We start from the raw sequence: 19,108 nt of genomic DNA, 5'->3' as shown, positions 1-19,108 counted from the left end.
CGAGGATGGGTCACTCCTCGGCGCCACCGGGGTTGCAGCGGGTGTCGAACATCGTCTGCGCGCTGACCACCGGTCGCCAGGTCTCGAGATTCCACGACGGCTTCGACGGCTCGGCGATGCGCGCGTAGTCCCAGTGACAGTCGAACTGGGCGCGCATGGTGATCGTGTCGGCTGCCGGGGCGAGGCGCACGACCTGCTGCCAGGCGGCCGCCCGCGCACTCGGTTCCTGCGTCGCCCGGGCCGCCGCGGTCGGGTAGACCCGCAGGCTGCGACCTCGCGAGTCGGGCACCCACCGCACCCGCGCGACGTACGCCGGCGAGCGAGCGGGACCGACGGACCGCGTCGTCACGACCGGGGTGGGCGTCGGCAGGGCTGAGTCCGCGGTCGACTGCGCGGTCCCTTCCGCACCCCGCGAACACCCCGCGAGCGACACGGCGCCCGAGAGAAGCGCGGCGCTAAGGGCGACGCAGCACGCGGAGCGAACCATGCTCGGCCATCTGCTCGAAACCGTGGGCGAGCGCGGCCTGGACGACGTGCCAGGGCGCCTGGCCGCCGTCGGCCGGGTCGGGGAAGACGTCGTGCACCAGCAGCAGCCCGCCCTGCTCCACGTGCGGGGCGAAGGCGCGGTAGTCGTGCTGCGCGGTCTCCTCCGTGTGGTTGCCGTCGAGGAAGAGCAACCGCAGCGGGGCTGTCCACCACTGCGCGACGACCTCGGTGCGTGCCACGACGGCCGAGCACACGTCGTCCAGCTCGTCGAGCACCGTCCTGAAGTACGGCAGCGTGTCCAACCGGCCGCTGCGCGCGTCGACCATCGAGGTGTCGTGCCACTCCCAACCGGGCTGGTTCTCCTCCGAGCCGTGGTGGTGGTCGACGGTGACGAGGCGCGCGCCCGCCACCCGAGCGGCATTCCCCAGCAGGCACGTCGACTTGCCGCAGTAGGTCCCGATCTCCAGCCAGGTGCCCGGCCCGGCCGCGCACGCCACGTCGTAGAGCGCCGCGCCCTCGTCGACCGGCAGGAAGCCGGTGATCTCCGCGACGCGCTGCGCGACGTCCGGTGGCACGGCCATCAGCTGGCCGCCCCGTCCGCGACGCCGTCCCGCACGAGGCAGGATCCCGCATCGCGGAAGATGGCGGCGCCGCCCGTCGTCTGAGTCAGCGCGTCGGCGGCCAGCAGGATGGCGGCGGCCGACCAGCCGGTCTGCTCGATGGGGTAGGCTTGGTCGTTGGGAATGTTCTTGCCGGTCCAGTAACCGCCGGACTCCTCGTCCCGCAAGAACTGCACCTGTTCGAACATCGCTGTCGCCGCGGCGTTCTCGCCGAGCGCGTCCAGAGCGGCGATGAGCTCGGCCGTCTCCGCAGCGGTCACCCACGGCTCGTCGGCGACGCATCGACAGCCGCGCCCGTCCCACACGAACCGGTCGGACGACTGCTGGAGTCGGGCCAGACCCGCCGCGCCGCGGACGATCCCGCACAGCACCGGGTAGTACCAGTCCATGGAGTAGCGGTCGCGGTCGGCGAACGCGTCGGGTCGCTCGCGCATCGCACGGTGGATGCCGTCGCGTGCCCACCGCCAGTCGGTGCGATCGTGGCCCAGCCGTTCGGCGATCAGCACCGCGCACTCGAGCGACTGCGCCGCGCTGGCACTCCCGGTCACCAGCGCGAAGTCCTGCACGGCCCCCGCCTCGGAGACCGCCCACGCGAGCGCTCCGGACGGCAGCATCGCCGTCAGCGCGAAGCGCACCGCCCGCTCGACCGTGGGCCAGAAGCGCGCCAGCACGTCGGTCTGCCCGGTCACCAGGTAGTGGTGCCACACCCCGGTCGCCACGTAGAGAGACTGGTTGGTATCGGCGGCGGCCTCCTCGACGCGGCCCTCACGCGTCGCCATCGGCCAGGAACCGTCCGCCCGCTGAGTGCGCGCCAGATAGTCGTACGCCGCGACCGCACCTGCGTGGTGGCCCGTCACCGACAGCCCCATCGCCGACTCGACGTGGTCCCACGGGTCCAGGTGGCTGCCGACGAACCATGGGATCGCGCCGTCGGGGGCCTGCTGGCGCACGATGAACTGCCCTGTCCTCGCGACCTGTTCGGCCGAGAGGACACCGGGCACCGCGAGGCGCGCGAGCGTCATACCGGCTTGCGCAGGTAGACCACGAAGCTCTTGCCCATCACGGGGTTCAGCGCGCGCTCGGCGACCCGGGTCACCGCGGGCGCCCGCATCATGTCCCACACCAGCAGGCGGTGGTAGCCGCGCGTGAGCGCGTTCTCGCGCTCGGTCCCGGAGGCGCACTTGATCCACCAGTATGGCGAGTGCAGGGCGTGCGCGTGGTGCTGCCCGATCGGCTCGAGCCCGGCCGCGGTGAGGCGCCGGACGAGATCGGTGGCCTTGAAGATGCGCACGTGACCGCCCTCGACCTCGTGGTACTCCTCGGACAGCTTCCAGCAGATCTGCTCGGGCCAGTTGCGGGGCACGGTCACGGCGACCAGTCCGCCGGGTCTGACGATGCGCGCGATCTCGCCGATCGCGACGTCGACGTCCGGGATGTGCTCCAGGATCTCCGAGGCCAGCACCCGGTCGAAGCTGTCGTCCGCGAAGGGCATCTGCGTCACGTCACCGTGCTGCACCTCCGCGGATCCGCCCGGGCCGCCCTGGCCCTCGGCCTCCATGGCACCGAACATCGTCTTGACGTCCGCGAGATCGGACTCGTTCAGGTCGAAGGCCGTGACCCGCGCGCCGCGGCGGTACGCCTCGTAGGAATGACGGCCCTGGCCGCAGCCGACGTCGATGAACGACATCCCCGGCTGCACGTCGAAGGTGTCGAACCTGATCGTGATCATGCTGCATTCTCCTTGGCACGGGGGCTCGGCGCACGACGGGCCGCGAGCACCTGCTCGTAGACGGCCGCGGTGGCCTCGGCCACCGCGCGCCAGCTGTAGGTCGACACGGCCCGCGCGCGGCCGGCCGCACCCATCCGGGACCGCCGGTCCGGCGCTGCGAGCACGTCGGTCAGCGCCCGTCCCAGCGCCGGCGCGTCGCCCGCCTCGACGAGCACCCCGGCGTCGGTGCCGACGAGCTCCGGCAGCGCTCCCACGCTGGACGCGACGATCGGCGTGCCGCACGCCATCGCCTCGACCGCGGGCAGTGAGAACCCTTCGTACAGAGAGGGAATGGCATGCACCTCAGCGGAGGCGAGCAGCTCCGCGAGGTCGGCGTCGCTCAGATCGTGGCGGAAGTGCACCCGGTCCAGCAGACCCGCCTGCGCCAGCGACGTGCTCGTGCGCTCCGATGCGCGCCCGACCACGACCAGCTCGCTCCAGGCCGCAGGGTCCACGCCGGCCAGGGCCCGGATCAGCACGTCGAGCCCCTTCAGCGGCACATCGGCGCTGGCGATGGTCACGATCCGACCCGGCACGCGCGGCTGCGTCGGCGGGACGAAAGTGGCGACGTCGACACCGACCGGCACCACGGCGAGACGTTCGGCGGGCACCTTGAAGTCCTGCTCGATGTCCGCGGCGGAGTTGTGGGAGACGGTCAGCAGGTGGGTGCTACGTCGCGCGACCCTCGCCTGCATCTGCACGAAGCCGTACCAACGGCGCTTGGTCACCCGCTGTAGACCGCGCGCCGCCGCCAGCTCCAGTCGCCGGTCACGACTGATCGGGTGGTGGATGGTCGTGAGCAACGGCAGGCCGCGACGCTCCAGGTCGAGGATGCCGGGGGCCAGCGTCTGGTTGTCGTGCAGGATGTCGAACTCGCCGACCCGGTCCCGCAGCAGCCGAGAGAGGCGGGCGCCGAACATGCGCGGCTCGGGGAACCCGCTCGTGCACATCGTGAGGTACTCCAACACGTCCAGATCCGAATGAAATTCGGACGGCCGCGGGCGGTGGAACCGGTCCGGGTGCCGGTAGAGGTCCAGGCTCGGCACCCGCGTCAGCGTCACCCCGCGGTCGAGATCCGGGTAGGGCGGACCGCTGAAGACGTGCACGTCGTGCCCGAGCGCGACCAGCTCCCGAGACAGGTTGCGCACGTAGACGCCCTGGCCGCCGGAGTGCGGCTTGGAGCGATACGACGAGAGCGCGACCCGCACGTCAGACCTCCGGCGCCATCTGCCGGCTCCGGGCAGCGACCAACACGACCCGCGATGCCTTCGGCGGCTCCGGTCGGCGCGCTTCGCTGCGGGCGGGACCTCGCTGCGCTCGGCCACACCCTCCGCTACGCACTTCTCCCTGCGCCGCAACCTGCGCTGTGCGGGTCACGCTGCGCCGGCCATCTGCCGGCTAGCGACCAACACGACCCGCGATGCCTTCGGCGGCTCCGGTCGGCGCGCTTCGCTGCGGGCGGGACCTCGCTGCGCTCGGCCACACCCTCCGCTACGCACTTCTCCCTGCGCCGCAACCTGCGCTGCGCGGGTCACGCTGCGCCGGAGGAGGGGTGCAGGTCGCCGTTCGGGGTCCGCACGTCTCCCACCGCCACGTAGGTCATGTCCTGCGTCAGGTCGGCCCGCTTGGTGTCGCGGTTGTCCAGCACGTAGTTCTGCCGCAGGAACCACGGTCGCCGGTCGCCCTGCTTGGGGAAGTCGGCGATGGAGCGTTGCACGTAGCCCGACTGCAGGTCGATCGCCGGCCGGCTGCGCATCGCCTCGTGGGCGGTCGGGTACCCGTACGCCGATCCGGACGTGCTGACGTGGTTGACGAACTTGCAGAAGTACTGGGCCGACAGGTCGGCCCGCAGCGTCCAGGACGCGTTCGTGTAGCCGATGCAGATCGCGGCGTTCGGCACCCCCTCGACCATCATCCCGCGGTAGATGTAGCGCTCGCCGAAGTCGACCTTCTCGCCGTCGACCGTCAGCTGCGCGCCACCGGCCGCCAGCATGTTCAGCCCCGTGGCGGTGACGATGATGTCGGCGGGCAGCACCCGCCCGGACGACAGCTTGACGCCTTCGGGGGTCCACCGGTCGATGGTGTCGGTGACGATGTCGGCCGTGTGCTCCCGCAGCGCCTTGAAGAGGTCGCCGCGCGGGACCACACAGAGCCGCTCGTCCCACGGGTTGTACTTCGGCTGGAAGTTCTCGAGGCCCACGCCGCTGCCCTTGAGCTGGGACTCGGTCGCCTTGCGCAGCGCCTTCTTCGCGGTCTTCGGCATCCGGCGGCAGAACTGGTAGAAACCCTGCGTCGCCAGCACGTACCGCCAGCGGGTGATGCTGTGCGCGCGTTCGGCCGACAACCGCTTGCGCAGCTTGGCGGCCGAACCGTCGCGGTCCGGCTGGGCGATGACGTACGACGGGGAGCGCTGCAGCATCGTGGGGCGCGCACCGAGCTCGACCAGCGAGGGCACGAGCGTCACCGCGGTCGCGCCGGACCCGATGACGACGACGTCCTTGCCCTTCACGTCCAGGTCCTCGGGCCAGAACTGCGGATGGACCACCTGCCCGGTGAAGTCCTCCCGGCCGGGGAATTCCGGCGTGTAGCCCTGCTCGTAGTTGTAGTAACCCGAGCACATGTAGACGAAGTTCGCGGTGACCTCGCGTGCGCCGCCCGCGGTCTGCACGGTGAGGGTCCAGACGGCGTCCTCGCTGCTCCAGTCCGCGTCGGTCAGCTTGGAGTCGTAGGAGATGTGGTCGTCGATGCCGTACTTGGCGGCCGTCGACTTGAGGTAGTCCAGGATGTCGGCCGCGTCCGCGATCGACTTGTCACCGGTCCACGGCTCGAACGGGAAACCGAGGGTGTACATGTCCGAATCGGACCGCACGCCAGGGTATTTGAACAGGTCCCAGGTGCCTCCGAGCCCGTGCCGCGCCTCCAGGATGACGTAGTCCCTCCCGGGGCACATCGTCTGCAGCCGATACCCGGCATCGATCCCGGACAGACCGGCGCCGACCACGACGACGTCATAGTGATCCTTCAGGTCAGGCATCGATCCTCCACTACAGCTGTTGTGTAACTACCTGCCGGTAACCATATGGGACGAATACCGCCCGCGTCCGGGGTCGCCTCGCCATTCTGCCCGTCGCCGCCCGACGCCCGGCCCCGCGCCCGGGGGCGACCGACCCTCCCGCCGCCCGGACGCACGCAGCGCCCGCGCCGCCCGGCAGACTGACCCGATGCCGTACGACGTGATCGTGGTGGGCGCGGGGCCGGCCGGTTCCAGCGCCGCGCACGCAGCCGCCGATGCCGGGGCTGGGGTGCTGGTCCTGGATCGGGCCACGTTCCCCCGCTACAAGACGTGCGGGGGCGGCCTCATCGGTCCCACGCTCGCGGCGCTTCCCCAGGACCTGCAGCTGCCGTCGCGCGCCGAGATCCACCGCGCGACGCTGACCCTCGCTGGCGGGCGTTGGGCCGACCGCCGCAGCGACCGCCGCCTGCTGCGCCTGGTCGATCGCGCGTCGTTCGATCACGCGCTGCTGCGCTCCGCCGAGGCCGCGGGGGCACAGACCCACGAGGGGGTGACCGTCACGGGCGTGGAGCAGGACGAGGACCTGGTCACCCTGCAGACCTCGGAGGGTCCGCTCACTGCGCACTACGTCATCGGCGCGGACGGGTCGGCGAGCCGGGTGGCCCGGCACGTCGGCGTGCGGACGGACGGTGTCGACCTGGGCCTCGAGGTGGAGTTGGAGACGGGCGATCAGGCACACCGGTGGGAAGGTCGGGTACATCTGGACTGGGGCGCCGACCCCGGCACCTACGCCTGGGTCTTCCCCAAGGGCGACACTCTGACCGTCGGCGTCATCCAGTCACGAGGTCACGCCGCGGCGACGCGCGCCTATCTCGCGAGGTTCGTCACCGACATGGGCCTGTCGGGTCTGCGAGAGATCCAGTCGTCGGGCCACCTCACCCGATGTCGGACGGTGGATTCTCCGTTGTCACGCGGCCGCGTCCTCGTGGCGGGCGACGCCGCCGGCCTGCTCGAACCCTGGACCCGCGAGGGCATCTCGTACGCCGTCCGCTCCGGCCGGTTCGCCGGTCGAAGCGTCGGTGCCGACGGTGCCGACGGTGCGGACCCCGCGGGCGTGCGCGCGGCGTACGACGCGGCCGTCGCGAGCACATTGGCCCGCGAGATGGCGGCGGGGCGCATCGCGCTGCGGGCGTTCGAACGCTCGCCGGCACTGATGCACCACATCGTCGCCCGCACCGGACGGGGCTGGCGCGAGTTCGGCCGTCTGACCGGCGGGGACGCGACGCTGGCCGACGCCCTCGAGCACCGTTCCGTCCGTTGGGGACTGCGCGCGGTCGGTCGCTGACGCCTTCACAGCGGCGGTCAGATCCGGATGGCGGTCTCGCCGGCGAGCACGCGACCGACCGTCCCGCTCGGCGATGTCCCGAGCAGCGTCGCCAGCGTGAAATCCGCTGCCAGCCGCTCGAATTCGCTTCCATGGCGCAGCATCGCGTGCTTGCCGCCGGTGATGGTCACGTAGCCGACCTCCGCCGTACCCGCCATGGTGGCGGCGACGGCCGCCGAACTCGACGGCTTGGCCACCCGGTCGCGGGAGCCGTGCACGAAGAGGATCTGGCGCCCGGAGGCGTCGAGGCCGTGGGCGTCGTTCGGGTAGACCCAGGGCGCGAGCGCGACGATGCTGCGTACGCCGTTCGCGTCCGCCGACAGCAATGCCGCGCGGCCACCGAGGGAGTGTCCGATCAGGCAGATCGGGAGCTGCTCCCCGAATCGCTGGCGCAGCTGCTCCAGCGCCCACTGCACGTCCTGCACGGGAGTGTGCTGGGTGTCCCAGCCCCGGGATGAGTTCAGCAGGCGGAAGACGGCCAGACGGCCGGAGCTCTCGCGAGCCACCCGCGCCGCGATGGGGATCATCCGAACGACGGAGAGCTGCGTCGGGCTGACCGCGACCTCGCCGCGCCGCGCGGCACCGCCGTGGAGCACGAGCACCAGTCCCGCGGGGTCCTGAGGGGCAGCGGTCTCGATCAGGCGTGGTTGCGGCACCACCTCATCCTCGCCTGCCCTGCGCGGCCGCCCGCAGCCACCGCCCGTGCAGAAGCCCGCCGTGGATGAACAGGCCCGGGAATATTCACCTTCCGGTGGAGCTTGCCGCTTTCATGACCACCATCGGATTCATCGGAAGCGGCAACATCGGCGGCACCGTCGCCCAGCTGGCAGTCGACGCGGGCTACGACGTCGTCGTGTCCAACTCGCGTGGCCCGGAGACGCTGGCAGACCTGGTGCAGAGTCTCGGGCCCAAGGCCCGCGCCGCGACCTCGTCGGAGGCCGCAGCCGCAGGCGACATTGTCGTCGTCACCATCCCGCTCGGCAAGATCGAGCAGGTGCCAGCGCAGGCCCTGGCCGGCAAGGTCGTCATCGACACCTGCAACTACTACCCCGAGCGCGACGGTGCGATAGCTGCCCTCGATGAGAAGCAGACCACGACCAGCGGGCTCGTCCAGCAGCACCTGGCGTCGGCGAAGGTCGTGAAGGCCTTCAACAACATCTTCTTCGGGCACCTTGGTTCGATGCAGCGCCCTCGCGGTGCTGCCGACCGCAACACGCTGATGATCGCCGGGGACGACGCTGCCGCCAAGCGGACGGTCTCCGACTTCATCGACGCGATCGGGTACGACGTCTTCGACACCGGGAGCCTCGCCGACAGCTGGCGCTTCCAGCGTGACCAGCCCGCGTACGCCGGTGCCTACGCGGAGGGCGGCGACTTCAACAAGCCCAAGCGCGCTGACCGTGCCGAGTTGCAGGGCCTGCTCGACCAGGCGGACGCAACGATCCGATAAGCCCGCCTGCCACACGTCGCCGGCAGTCCGAGGGTCACCGTTCGGTGAGGAGATCTGGGCTGCCGGCCGGCGTACGTTGCTGCTGATGATCCGCGAGAGACGTCAGCAGGACCTCGACCTGCTGTGCGAGATCGCCGCGGCCCTGGACGTTGCCCCGAGTTCGATGTCGGGGACGGATCCCAGGGCCTGGTTGGAGCGGGACGCCGTCGAGCTCGCGTGGGTCTACGACATGGCGCCGGTGCACGTCGCGCCGACGACGAACGTCGTGGGGCACGTGCAGCTTGACCGCCCCACCGAGGCGTCGTCCACCCGTGCTCTGGCCGTGTGCGCCGGACGACCGGCCGGCGCACTACTGGCCATCGGCAGATTCCTCATCAAGCCGCAGGCCCACGACTACGGGATCGCCCGGCACCTGTTGAAGCAGTCGTGCTCCTACATCCAACGGCAGGGCAAGACCGCCGTGCTGGACCTGAACGCCAACAGCTATCTGACCGCCGAGTTCTGCGAGGAGTACGGGTTCGTCGACCTTTCCTGCGAGGACCCGGCTGTCGCTCCGATGATCTACGTCGGCTGATTCGAGCCTCACTCGCTCGAGTCTGCTCTTGCGGCTTCGTTCTTCACCCGCGGCGGTCTTCTGTGAAAGTGTCGGTGTGATCCAGGTCACCGCACAGCATTCGCCTTCCGGCAAAGACTCTCCGTGCGGCGGAGAGCATTCGAGGAGCGCTCGATGAGTGTCACCGCTCAGACACAGCCGTCGCGGCAGGTCGCCGGCGCCCTGCAGTCGCAACTCGTGGCCGCCATCGGGGAGTCGGGTGTGATCACCGATCCCGGCGAACTCCGCACGTACGAATGTGACGGGCTGACCGGCTACCGCACGATCCCCGCCATGGTCGTTCTGCCGCGCTCCACTCAGGAGGTCGCCGCGGCCGTGACGCTGTGCGCGCAGCATGGCGTGCCGTTCGTCGCCCGCGGCGCCGGGACAGGACTGTCCGGAGGAGCGCTCCCGGTGAGTGACGGCATCGTGATCGGGCTGTCCCGGATGCGCGAGGTCATCGGAATCGACCCCGGCAACGCACGGATGACGGTGCAGCCCGGCGTCACCAACGCAGGCATCTCGGTGCTCGCCTCGCCCTACGGGCTCTACTTCGCTCCCGACCCGTCGAGTCAGATCGTCTGCACCGTCGGAGGCAACGTCGCCGAGAACAGCGGCGGCGCGCACTGTCTCAAGTACGGATTCACCTCCAATCACGTGCTGGGGGTGACGTTCGTGACCCCCGACGGCAGCATCGTGCACCTCGGCGGCGACAACGCGGACTCCATCGGGCCCGACCTCCTCGGGGTGATCGTCGGCTCGGAGGGCACGATGGGCATCGTCACCGAGGTCACGGTCCGGTTGCTGCAGCGCCCCGAGTCGGTGCGCACGCTGGTCGCCGACTTCGCCTCGGTCGAGCAGGCCGGTCACGCCGTGGGCGACCTGGTCGCTGCCGGTGTCATCCCGGCCGCCGTGGAGATGCTGGACAACCTGGCGATTCAGGCGTGCGAGGAAGCCACCGGTGCCGGTTTCTCGCGTGACGCAGCGGCGGCCCTGGTCGTCGAACTGGACGGTTTCGACACCGAGTGCGAAACCGACTTCGACACGGCCCGACGGGTGTGTGAGTCCAACGGCGCGACGCACATCCGGGTGCCCGAGAGCGTCGACGAACGCGCGTTGATCTGGAAGGGCCGTAAAGCGGCGTTCGCGGCGATGGGCCGGATCAGCCCGGACTACTTCGTCCAGGACGGGGTCATCCCGCGCAGCAAGCTGGGTCCGGTCCTGACCCAGATCGCCGAGATGGCCGACGAGGCCGGACTGCGGGTCGCCAACGTCTTCCACGCCGGCGACGGCAACCTGCACCCGTTGGTGCTGTACGACGCACGCCACGAGGGTGAGGCCGACGAGGCGGAGCACCTTGCGACCGCGATCGTCGAACTGTGCGTCCGCACCGGAGGTTCGATCAGCGGCGAGCACGGAATCGGCGCGGACAAGGCCTGCTCGATGATGAAGATGTTCACCCCCGACGATCTGGCCGTGATGAAGCGGGTGCGCCAGGCGTTCGATCCCGACGGCATCTGCAATCCGGGCAAGATCTTTCCCACTCCTCGGCTGTGCGGCGAGTTGCCGGGGCCCTACCGCCCGCATCCGTTGGAAGCCGCCGGCGTCATCGGACGAGGGTGACCGCCGGTGAGTGAAACGGCTCAGAAGATCGCGCCCCATGACCTGGAGGAAGCCAGCAGAGTCCTGCGCAAGAGCGAATCCGACGGTCACACAGTGTTGTTCACCGGCGGCGGCACCAAGGCGCAATGGGGTGGGATCCCAGATCCGACGGACCTCCAGATCAGCACCGACCACCTGAACGTCCTCATCAGCCACCACCCCGGGGAGATGACAGCCGCGGTCGGCGCCGGCATGCCGCTGCAGACCTTGCAGACCCAGCTGGCGGAGGAAGGCCAGTGGCTGGCCCTGGACCCGGCCACCGAACGACACGGCGCGACCATCGGCGGGCTGCTCGCGACCGGCGATGCCGGACCGCGTCGGCTGCGGTTCGGGACGATGCGCGACCTCGCCATCGGCACGACCCTGCTGTTGGCCGACGGGACCATCGCGCACAGCGGCAGTCACGTCATCAAGAACGTCGCCGGATACGACCTCACCAAGTTGTTCTACGGCTCTCTCGGAAGCCTCGGACTCATCGGTGAGGTCATCGTGCGGCTGCATCCCCTGAACGCGTCGAGCGCGACGGTGCTGGCGAGCGCCACCGCACACCAGGCCACTGTGGCCGCAGCGGCACTGAGGCGTTCCGGCGTGGAGCCCACCGCTGTGGAGTGGCTCGATCGTGCCGTTCCCGACGAGGACCCGATGCTGCTCGTCCGGGTCGACGGCAGCGCCGACGGTACGGCGGCGGGGTCGGCCCGGGTGGCGAAACTCCTGACCGACGAGGGTCTTTCGCCGCACGTCCTGGACCAGGACGAGGCCGACCGACGATGGGCGGCAGTGGCCGAGGCCGCGACCGGCGGACCGGACGACACCGTCGTACGGGCCGGGGCGTTGCCCGGCACATCGCCGCAGCTCATCGAATCGCTGCATGCGATCGCCGACGAACACGGGGTGTCCGCCTCGGTCGCGAGCAGCACCGGGCTCGGGCTGCACACCGCGGTCCTGCGCGGCTCCGCGAGAGCACAGGCCGACGTCGCACGGCGGTGGCGCGACAGCGTCGAAACCCTGAGCGGCAGCTGCTCACTGCGATCTCGACCCGCTGCGGTCGCCGACCGGCTCGCCCCGTTCGGCACGCCACCGTCCTCCGCGGCGCTGCTGCGCGCGGTCAAACTGCAGTTCGACCCACTCGAACGATGCGCACCCGGGCGGTTCCGTGGCTGGTACTGAACCGTGTCCTGCGCCCGCCACCCCGGCGGTACGAACACCCACACCCGGCCCGAACGGACCCACGGCATGAGCGATCAGACAACGTCGTCGCACGACACCACGCCTGCGGCAGCGCACCAGCAGCCCGACACCGCTCTGCAGGTCGAGGACCATGGGGACACGGGAGTCTTCGACGCCTTCCATCCGCCCACCGACGCGATGATCTCGGACTGCGTGCACTGCGGGTTCTGCCTTCCTGCCTGTCCGACGTACACCTTGTGGGGGAGGAGATGGACTCCCCGCGCGGTCGCATCTACCTGATGAAGGCAGGCCGCGAGGGCACCGTGGAGATGGACGAGACCTTCACCGGCCACTTCGACGCGTGCCTGGGCTGTATGGCGTGCGTCAGCGCGTGCCCGAGCGGGGTGAAGTACGACCAGCTGTTAGAGGCGGTGCGGCCTCAGATCGAGCGCAACTACTCCCGCGACCGCAGGGACCGGCTGTTCCGCGCCGCGATTTTCTCCCTCTTCCCCTACCCGAACCGGCTGCGAGCCGCCGCGGTGCTCGGCACCCTTTATCAACGCTCCCTGCGCAAGCCACTGCACAGGTCGGGGCTCCTGGAGAAATTACCCGGCCGGCTGCGGGCCCTCGAGGCGCTGTTGCCGCCGATGGCTCTGCGGGACATCCGGACCCGCCTCGACGAGCACACCCCGGCGGTCGGTCCGACGCGTCATCGGGTGGCGATGCTCACCGGGTGCGCTCAGCAGGTGTTCTTCTCCGAGGTGAACGCCGCCACCGCACGCGTGCTCGCAGCGGAAGGCTGCGACGTCCTCGCGCCGGCGGACCAGACGTGCTGCGGTGCCCTCTCGGTGCACGCGGGACGGGAGCCAGAAGCCCTCGAGCGTGCCCGCGCGCTGATCGACCGGTTCCTTGCTCTCGAGATCGACAGCATCGTGGTCAACGTGGCCGGCTGCGGCTCGACCATGAAGGATTACGGCGCGTTGTTGCGCGACGACCCGCAGTACGCCGAGAAGGCCGCGCGCTTCTCCGCCAAGGTCCGGGACATCAACGAGCTGTTGGACGAGCTGGGCTCGGTCGCGGCCCGTCACCCGATCCCGGGCCGCGTCGCCTACCACGACGCGTGCCACCTCTCCCACGCCCAGCAGATCCGGTCGCAGCCACGCGCCGTGCTCGGCACGATCCCGCAACTGCAGGTCCTCAACATCCCCGAGACGGACCTGTGCTGCGGGTCCGCAGGGATCTACAACCTCGTACAACCCGAACCCGCCGAGGAGCTGGGCCGCCGCAAGGTAGCGAACATCGTCAGCGTCGAGCCGGACATGATCGCCACCGCGAATCCCGGGTGCTTGTTGCAGATCCGGCGATACCTCGACCCCGCCGTCAAGCTCTACCACCCCGTCCAACTCGTGGATTTCTCCATTCGCGGGATCAACCCCCTGGCGCCCTAGGACCGCCGGACTCACCGGTACGCCGTCGCTCGTCCCGTCTGGTTCCCCGCACCCGGAGGTGTCCACCTTGTACGACCAGATCTTCGATCCCGTCCATCACTCCCTCGGCCTGTCAGCGATCTTCGCGGCGCTGCCGCTGCTCACGGTGTTCGTGCTGCTCGCCGTGTTCAAGCTGCCCGCCCAGTGGGCCGCCCTGATCGCCCTGGCCGTGTCCATCGTCGTTGCCATCGCCGTGTACTCGATGCCCGTGGGGCAGACGTTCTCCGCGGCCGGGGAGGGCGCCGCGTTCGGCCTCTTCCCGATCATGTGGATCGTGGTCAACGCGATCTGGGTCTACACGATGTCGGTGACGACGGGGCACTTCGACGTGCTGCGGCGTTCCTTCGCCACCGTGTCCCCGGACCAGCGGATCCAGGCGATCCTCATCGCGTTCTGCTTCGGCGCCCTGCTGGAGGCGCTCGCCGGTTTCGGCACCCCCGTCGCCATCACATCGGTCATGCTGCTCGCGCTCGGCTTCTCCAAGCTCAAGGCGGCGACGGTGGCCCTGGTGGCGAACACCGCTCCGGTCGCCTTCGGTGCGATCGCCGTGCCGATCACCACGCTCGCGAAGATCAGCAACCTGCCCGAGCAGGACCTGGCCTCCGTCGTCGGGCGTCAGACCCCGGTGCTGGCGATCTTCGTCCCCTTGGCCCTGGTCTTCATGGTCGATGGCAGGCGCGGACTCAAGCAGACCTGGCCGGTCGCTCTCCTCGGCGGTGCCATCTTCGGGCTGCTGCAGTTCCTCTGCTCCAACTACATCTCGATCCCGCTCACCGACATCGTCGCGTCGCTCGGCTCGGCGATGGCTGTCGTACTGCTCGTGCGCGTGTGGCAGCCGCGTGAGGTGCTCGCTGCAGACGGCATGAGCGAGGAGGACGTGCAGACCCATCTCGCGGCGGCGACGGCGTCTGCGCATGCGGTGGAGTTGGGCGGCGGCCGAGGTGCCGGTGCGGACCGGTCACCCACGACCTCGGGGGCACGCCAGACCGCATCTGCTGCCGCGGGTGGGCCGGACGGAGGATCGGATGCGGCCGGCATGCCGGATGGGACGGCGTCCGATTCCCGCGGCGACATCTTCCGGGCGTACGCGCCGTACCTGATCATCATCGTCGTCTTCGCGGTCGCCCAGATCGGGTTCGTCACGAAGTTGCTGGCCAAGGGCGCCACCACGTTCGCCTGGCCCGGGTTGCACATCCGGACACCGGCCGGGAAGACCCCGTCCGCCGTCACGTTCGCCTTCGCCTGGCTCCCCGCCGCCGGCACGCTGCTGCTGATCTCCGGGCTGCTCACGATGATCGTGCTCAGGGTGAAGCCCGCGGCGGCAGCGCGCGACTACCTCAAGACCCTGGATCAGCTCAAGTGGGCCATCCTGACCGTCGCCGGCGTGCTGGCCCTCGCCTACGTGATGAACCTGTCCGGGCAGACCATCACGATCGGCCGGTGGATGGCCGGCGCCGGCGGGGTGTTCGCCCTCCTGGCGCCCATCCTCGGGTGGCTCGGCGTCGCGGTCACCGGGTCCGACACCTCCTCCAACGCCCTCTTCGGCACGCTGCAGGTCTCCGCCGCGCAACAGGCGCAGCTGTCACCGACCCTGATGGCGGCAGCTAACAGTTCGGGCGGCGTCCTGGGCAAGATGATCTCTCCGCAGAACCTGGCCATCGCCGCCGCATCGGTGGGCCTGGCCGGACAGGAGGGTGTCATCCTGCGCAGGATCCTCGGGTGGACGGTCGGCTTCCTGCTCTTCGTGTGCCTGCTCGTCTATCTGCAGTCCACGAGCGTGCTGTCGTGGATGCTTCCGTGATCTGAGTCGGCGCCGACGGCGAGCAGGGAAGCAGCAGGCTGGGCCACGGCTCCTACGCGCGCCGCCTGGTCAGAGGACGACCTCGAAGAGATGGAGGTCGCCGTCGGCGCCGATCCGCGTGAACCCTGCGTGCTCGAGCGTTCGCCGCGAAGCGACGTTGGCCTTGTCCGTATCGGCGACGACACGCGTGAGCCCGTGCTCGCGTGCGAGGGCAACGAGAGACCGAGCGGCTTCGGCCGCATAGCCGTGTCCTCGGGCAGAGGGCGCGAGGCCGTATCCGATCTCGCCGCAACCGTTCTCAGGCCGTCCCTTGAAACCGGCGCCGCCGATCGCCTGCCCGTCCGAGACTCGAATGACCACGTAGTGACCGAAGGGCCGTTGGTCACCATGCGCGGCGGTGGCGCGCAGGAACATAGTGGCGCCGATGACGTCGCCGTCGAAGGGGAAGTCCCCCGCCCAGGACTCCTCAGGGTCCGGTCGACCCGCGACGATGCGTTCTGCTTCGGCGGTGTCGACGGGATGCAGGATGAGGCGCTCGGTGTGCAGGTCGGTCACCGGGACAGGAACCAGACGTCTGTCACCACCGCCACCGGATTGCGGTCCCGGTGACGCATGCTCGGTGGCGCGATCCGCGCGCTGCGGAGACCGTCCCGTTCACCGGAACCATCACCCCCACGTCCGATGCGCCCTCGGTTCCGAACACCGTGCGTGGCGGCGCCACGTGGCGACGCGCAGGAGGTTGCTGATGCGTGTTCAGAAGTCTTCGGTCACCCCGCCGGCGGGCGCCGCGACATCGGACGGCGGCGAGGCGGCCACCGACATGTCGTGGCGGCTCCCGCTGGTGCGATGGCGCAGGATATTGCTCTGGGCCCTGGGGTCGTTGTGGCTGTTGGATGCCGCACTGCAGTACCAGCCGTACATGTTCACCGGTGCGTTCCCTCGCGAGGTGATCCGACCCACCGCCGAGGGCAACCCAGGTTGGGTCCATAGCCCGGTCGAGTGGTCAGCCACCCTCATGGTCCATCACATCGTGGTGCTGAACGCCGTGTTCGCCACCGTCCAACTGCTCATCGCGCTGGGTCTGTTCTGGCACCGCACGGTCAAGCCGGCATTGTCCTCCTCGATCGTGTGGGCGCTGCTGGTCTGGTGGCTCGGCGAAGGCCTCGGCGGGATCCTGACCGGGCCGGTGTCGCCCCTGGTCGGTCTACCCGGCGCCGTCGTGCTCTACGCCGTGATCGCGGCCCTCCTGTGGCCGCCGACCCACCCTGCGGTGCACAGCCGGCGGCCACCGATCAGCGTCGCTACGAGCAGCCCACTCCGCGCGGCCGCGACCGGGGTCTGGCTGCTCCTTTGGCTCGGTTTCGCCGTCGAGGCGCTCCTTCCTGCCGACCGTGCCCCGGGCGCCGTCCACGACCTGCTTGCGGGACTGAGCGACGGCGAACCCCACTGGATCGCCGACATCGACGCATGGGCCGCGCGTTCCGCTATCGGGCACGACACGGGGATCTCGATCATCCTTGCGGCATGTTGCGTTCTGATCGCGCTCAGCGTCCTTGCTCCCCCCGCCCTGGCCCGAGCCGGTGTAGCCCTGGCGATCCTGCTGTCGATGGGCATCTGGGTGGTCGCCCAAGACTTCGGTGGGATCGCGACAGGACAGGGCACCGACCCCAACAGCGGCCTGGTCCTGGCGGTACTCGCGCTGTGCTTCTGGCCGATCCACCTCACCGCACGTGACATCAGACCCGCTACGTCGGAGTGAGCACGTGAGCCGCGCTTCGGTCAAGCCCCTACCAGCTCCCATCGACCCTCTGAGATCACCTCGACGGCGCCGTCGACGACTCTTATAGCTGTCTGGTCGTCGATGGCGTAGGTCGGAGACGACAGCCGGCCGGCCCACCGCTCGATCTCTGCGAGGGCGGCATCGGGCATATCCGGGTGGTCGAGGTGCGGGTAGATCGCGAACTCGACCAGTCCGATTGCCTCAGCGACCCCGACAGGCTCGTCACGGCCGTCGTAGTCGTCCCCGACCGCGCCGACGGCGACGCTTCCACCGCTCACGCCCACGTAGACGCTGTCGAGCGACGGCAGGAGGTCTGCCAGCCCGGATCGACGCATCCACCTGCAGAGGAACATCGGATCGCCGCCGCCGACCAGCAGGGCGTCGGTCTCGCGCAGCCGCGGGACCCAGTTCTCCGATCGGACGGTCGGCAACACGCTGAGCTCGAGTACCCCCAGCGACTTCCACCCCAACCCGGACAAGGGACTCGTGGCGGTTCCGTCGATCAGCCTCAAAGCCAGGTCCGGACCGTCAGGGAAGCTGTATGCGGCCGTGGGAATGAGGAGCGCGCTGCACTCGGAGATCGGCTTGCCCAACAGGTCCACCAAGGCGTTGCGGAGGCTCGCATTGGTGATTCCGCACGATGTGAGCAACAGCTTCATCGCGTCTCCTCTGCCCGTCGGGACACACCACCATCGGAAAGCCTAGGCGGTTCCTGACGCAGCGCACCGCGCCGGGATGCAGGCGATCAACCATCCCTCACCGGCACCAGGGAACGGATGCACTCATCCACCTTCTCGGTCGCGTGGTGGCCCGATCAGCGGTGCAGGTGCAGCACAGCCTTGCCGGTGAACGTCCGGTTCATCAGGCCGTGCGCGATGTCGCCGATGTCCTCCCAGCTGCCTTCGGCCTCGATCGGGATGCGCAGTCGCCGGTCGGCGACCAGCTCGGCGAGCAGCCGCAGGTCCTCGCTGGCAGGTCGGATCAGCAGCTCGTTGTACATCCGCAGGCCGTAGAGAGTGCCGCCGCCGACAGCCAGGAACTCCTGCAGGTCCAGTTCGACGTGCGCAGACACCGACCAGCCGAAGGAGACGCACGTGCCGCCGGGCACCAGCATCCCCATGGCGTCCGCGAGCGCAGCCCCACCCAGCGACTCCACGATGAGGTCGTAGGGGCCGAACGCACGTGCAGCGGAGAGGTCGTCACCCACGACGACCTCGTCAGCACCGAGATCCCGGACGACGGTCTCGTGGCGCGGCTGCCGGGAGGTTCCGACGACGAACGCGCCGCTGCTCGTGGCGAGTTGATGGGCGAACAGGCCGACACCGCCGGTCGAACCGGTGATCAGCACCCGCTTGCCCAGGAGCGATCCACCCTTCTCCACCGCCCGGTGGGCGGTGAGTCCGGCGGTCGGCAACGTCGATGCCTGTGCGAAGGACACTGCGTCGGGCAACTCGGCCAGTCGATCGGTGGCGATGGCTACCTGCTCGGCCCATGCTCCGGAGTCGAGCAGACCGACGACGCGGCTGCCCGCCGTGGGCCCGGTGCCGTCCGCGGCCGCGGCGATCACCGTTCCCGCGAGGTCGTGCCCGGGCCGCCAGCCGGCCTCGGCGACCTGCGCGGCGAGCAGGTCACCGCGGTTCAGCGAGGTCGCTTCGACCTGAACCAGAGCTTGGTGCGGGCCCGGTTCGGGCCGGTCGACCTCGGCAACGCCGAGCCGCTGCCTGAGATCGGGGTCGACGACGATCGCGCGCATTGAACTCACAACTGTTCCTCTTCCGTGAGGGCCTGACCACGCTGTCGGTGGCCTGCGATGTCAGAGCACCGGAACCGGGTCTCATCGCGTATCCATCACGCTAAAGTCTAGAGCGCGCTCTAAGTCAAGAGCTGACCTCGCACGA

General features: G+C 69.7%; 19 protein-coding genes. 9 read left to right on the top strand and 10 right to left on the bottom strand.

Features of this window, described 5'->3' with window-relative positions; genetic code table 11:
• Positions 1 to 10: 10 nt before the first annotated feature.
• From LVQ62_RS04950 to LVQ62_RS04925, 6 genes are all read right to left on the bottom strand, one after another.
• On the bottom strand, positions 11 to 349 hold the full coding sequence (locus LVQ62_RS04950) for a DUF2599 domain-containing protein (RefSeq protein ID WP_233765847.1): 339 nt from the start codon (positions 347 to 349) through the stop codon (positions 11 to 13).
• A 106-nt stretch (positions 350 to 455) separates the two neighbouring features.
• The gene (locus LVQ62_RS04945; protein WP_233765846.1) at positions 456 to 1,067 is read right to left on the bottom strand and encodes a class I SAM-dependent methyltransferase; all 612 of its coding nucleotides are present in this window, start codon (positions 1,065 to 1,067) and stop codon (positions 456 to 458) included.
• On the bottom strand, positions 1,067 to 2,128 hold the full coding sequence (locus LVQ62_RS04940) for a prenyltransferase (protein WP_233765845.1): 1,062 nt from the start codon (positions 2,126 to 2,128) through the stop codon (positions 1,067 to 1,069). The genes LVQ62_RS04945 and LVQ62_RS04940 overlap by 1 nt, the downstream gene beginning before the upstream one ends.
• Positions 2,125 to 2,835, bottom strand: a complete 711-nt coding sequence (locus LVQ62_RS04935) for a class I SAM-dependent methyltransferase (RefSeq protein ID WP_233765844.1) — start codon at positions 2,833 to 2,835, stop codon at positions 2,125 to 2,127. The genes LVQ62_RS04940 and LVQ62_RS04935 overlap by 4 nt, the downstream gene beginning before the upstream one ends.
• Positions 2,832 to 4,082 (bottom strand): glycosyltransferase family 4 protein, encoded by a 1,251-nt coding sequence (locus LVQ62_RS04930; protein ID WP_233765843.1) that lies wholly within the window; start codon positions 4,080 to 4,082, stop codon positions 2,832 to 2,834. The genes LVQ62_RS04935 and LVQ62_RS04930 overlap by 4 nt, the downstream gene beginning before the upstream one ends.
• 323 nt (positions 4,083 to 4,405) lie before the next feature.
• Complete coding sequence (locus LVQ62_RS04925; protein ID WP_304504475.1) at positions 4,406 to 5,908, bottom strand: NAD(P)/FAD-dependent oxidoreductase; 1,503 nt, start codon at positions 5,906 to 5,908, stop codon at positions 4,406 to 4,408.
• Positions 5,909 to 6,095: 187 nt separating this feature from the next.
• On the opposite strand from LVQ62_RS04925, the gene LVQ62_RS04920 reads away from it, so the two are divergent.
• Positions 6,096 to 7,232 carry a geranylgeranyl reductase family protein gene (locus LVQ62_RS04920; RefSeq protein ID WP_233765836.1) on the top strand — a complete coding sequence of 379 codons (1,137 nt, stop codon included), beginning with the start codon at positions 6,096 to 6,098 and terminating at the stop codon, positions 7,230 to 7,232.
• 17 nt (positions 7,233 to 7,249) lie between these two features.
• On the opposite strand, the gene LVQ62_RS04915 is transcribed toward LVQ62_RS04920, so the two are convergent.
• On the bottom strand, positions 7,250 to 7,927 hold the full coding sequence (locus tag LVQ62_RS04915) for an alpha/beta hydrolase (protein WP_179483266.1): 678 nt from the start codon (positions 7,925 to 7,927) through the stop codon (positions 7,250 to 7,252).
• A 113-nt stretch (positions 7,928 to 8,040) separates the two neighbouring features.
• Here LVQ62_RS04915 and LVQ62_RS04910 point away from each other — a divergent pair, with 113 nt between their 5' ends.
• The 7 genes from LVQ62_RS04910 to LVQ62_RS04880 all read left to right on the top strand — a co-directional run bounded on the left by LVQ62_RS04910 (position 8,041) and on the right by LVQ62_RS04880 (position 15,430).
• Positions 8,041 to 8,721 carry an NADPH-dependent F420 reductase gene (locus tag LVQ62_RS04910; RefSeq protein WP_233765834.1) on the top strand — a complete coding sequence of 227 codons (681 nt, stop codon included), beginning with the start codon at positions 8,041 to 8,043 and terminating at the stop codon, positions 8,719 to 8,721.
• Positions 8,722 to 8,806: 85 nt separating this feature from the next.
• Positions 8,807 to 9,295 (top strand): GNAT family N-acetyltransferase, encoded by a 489-nt coding sequence (locus LVQ62_RS04905; RefSeq protein WP_233765832.1) that lies wholly within the window; start codon positions 8,807 to 8,809, stop codon positions 9,293 to 9,295.
• A gap of 153 nt (positions 9,296 to 9,448) precedes the next feature.
• Complete coding sequence (locus LVQ62_RS04900; protein WP_233765826.1) at positions 9,449 to 10,936, top strand: FAD-linked oxidase C-terminal domain-containing protein; 1,488 nt, start codon at positions 9,449 to 9,451, stop codon at positions 10,934 to 10,936.
• 6 nt (positions 10,937 to 10,942) lie between these two features.
• Positions 10,943 to 12,142 (top strand): FAD-binding oxidoreductase, encoded by a 1,200-nt coding sequence (locus LVQ62_RS04895; protein ID WP_233765824.1) that lies wholly within the window; start codon positions 10,943 to 10,945, stop codon positions 12,140 to 12,142.
• 66 nt (positions 12,143 to 12,208) lie between these two features.
• On the top strand, positions 12,209 to 12,442 hold the full coding sequence (locus LVQ62_RS04890) for a hypothetical protein (protein WP_233765822.1): 234 nt from the start codon (positions 12,209 to 12,211) through the stop codon (positions 12,440 to 12,442).
• Positions 12,412 to 13,590 carry a (Fe-S)-binding protein gene (locus LVQ62_RS04885; RefSeq protein WP_233765820.1) on the top strand — a complete coding sequence of 393 codons (1,179 nt, stop codon included), beginning with the start codon at positions 12,412 to 12,414 and terminating at the stop codon, positions 13,588 to 13,590. Before LVQ62_RS04890 ends, LVQ62_RS04885 begins: the two co-directional genes overlap by 31 nt.
• Positions 13,591 to 13,648: 58 nt before the next feature.
• Positions 13,649 to 15,430, top strand: a complete 1,782-nt coding sequence (locus tag LVQ62_RS04880; RefSeq protein WP_370639670.1) for an L-lactate permease — start codon at positions 13,649 to 13,651, stop codon at positions 15,428 to 15,430.
• A gap of 69 nt (positions 15,431 to 15,499) precedes the next feature.
• On the opposite strand, the gene LVQ62_RS04875 is transcribed toward LVQ62_RS04880, so the two are convergent.
• Positions 15,500 to 15,985 carry a GNAT family N-acetyltransferase gene (locus LVQ62_RS04875; protein ID WP_233765813.1) on the bottom strand — a complete coding sequence of 162 codons (486 nt, stop codon included), beginning with the start codon at positions 15,983 to 15,985 and terminating at the stop codon, positions 15,500 to 15,502.
• Between the two features lie 190 nt (positions 15,986 to 16,175).
• On the opposite strand from LVQ62_RS04875, the gene LVQ62_RS04870 reads away from it, so the two are divergent.
• Positions 16,176 to 17,189, top strand: coding sequence for a hypothetical protein (locus LVQ62_RS04870; RefSeq protein WP_233765806.1), 1,014 nt, complete (start codon positions 16,176 to 16,178; stop codon positions 17,187 to 17,189).
• A gap of 20 nt (positions 17,190 to 17,209) precedes the next feature.
• Here the strand turns inward: LVQ62_RS04870 and LVQ62_RS04865 are convergent, their stop codons facing one another.
• Entirely contained in the window at positions 17,210 to 17,869 is a 660-nt protein-coding gene (locus LVQ62_RS04865) for a Type 1 glutamine amidotransferase-like domain-containing protein (protein WP_233765794.1), read from the bottom strand.
• 155 nt (positions 17,870 to 18,024) lie between these two features.
• Positions 18,025 to 18,963: a zinc-binding dehydrogenase gene (locus tag LVQ62_RS04860; protein WP_233767650.1), complete on the bottom strand. Its 939-nt coding sequence runs from the start codon at positions 18,961 to 18,963 to the stop codon at positions 18,025 to 18,027.
• Between the last annotated feature and the right edge of the window lie 145 nt (positions 18,964 to 19,108).

The sequence above is a fragment of the Allobranchiibius sp. GilTou73 genome (genome assembly GCF_021391335.1).
GTDB classification, from domain to species: Bacteria; Actinomycetota; Actinomycetes; order Actinomycetales; family Dermatophilaceae; genus Allobranchiibius; species Allobranchiibius huperziae.
This window is presented reverse-complemented; position numbering and strand designations above follow the sequence as displayed.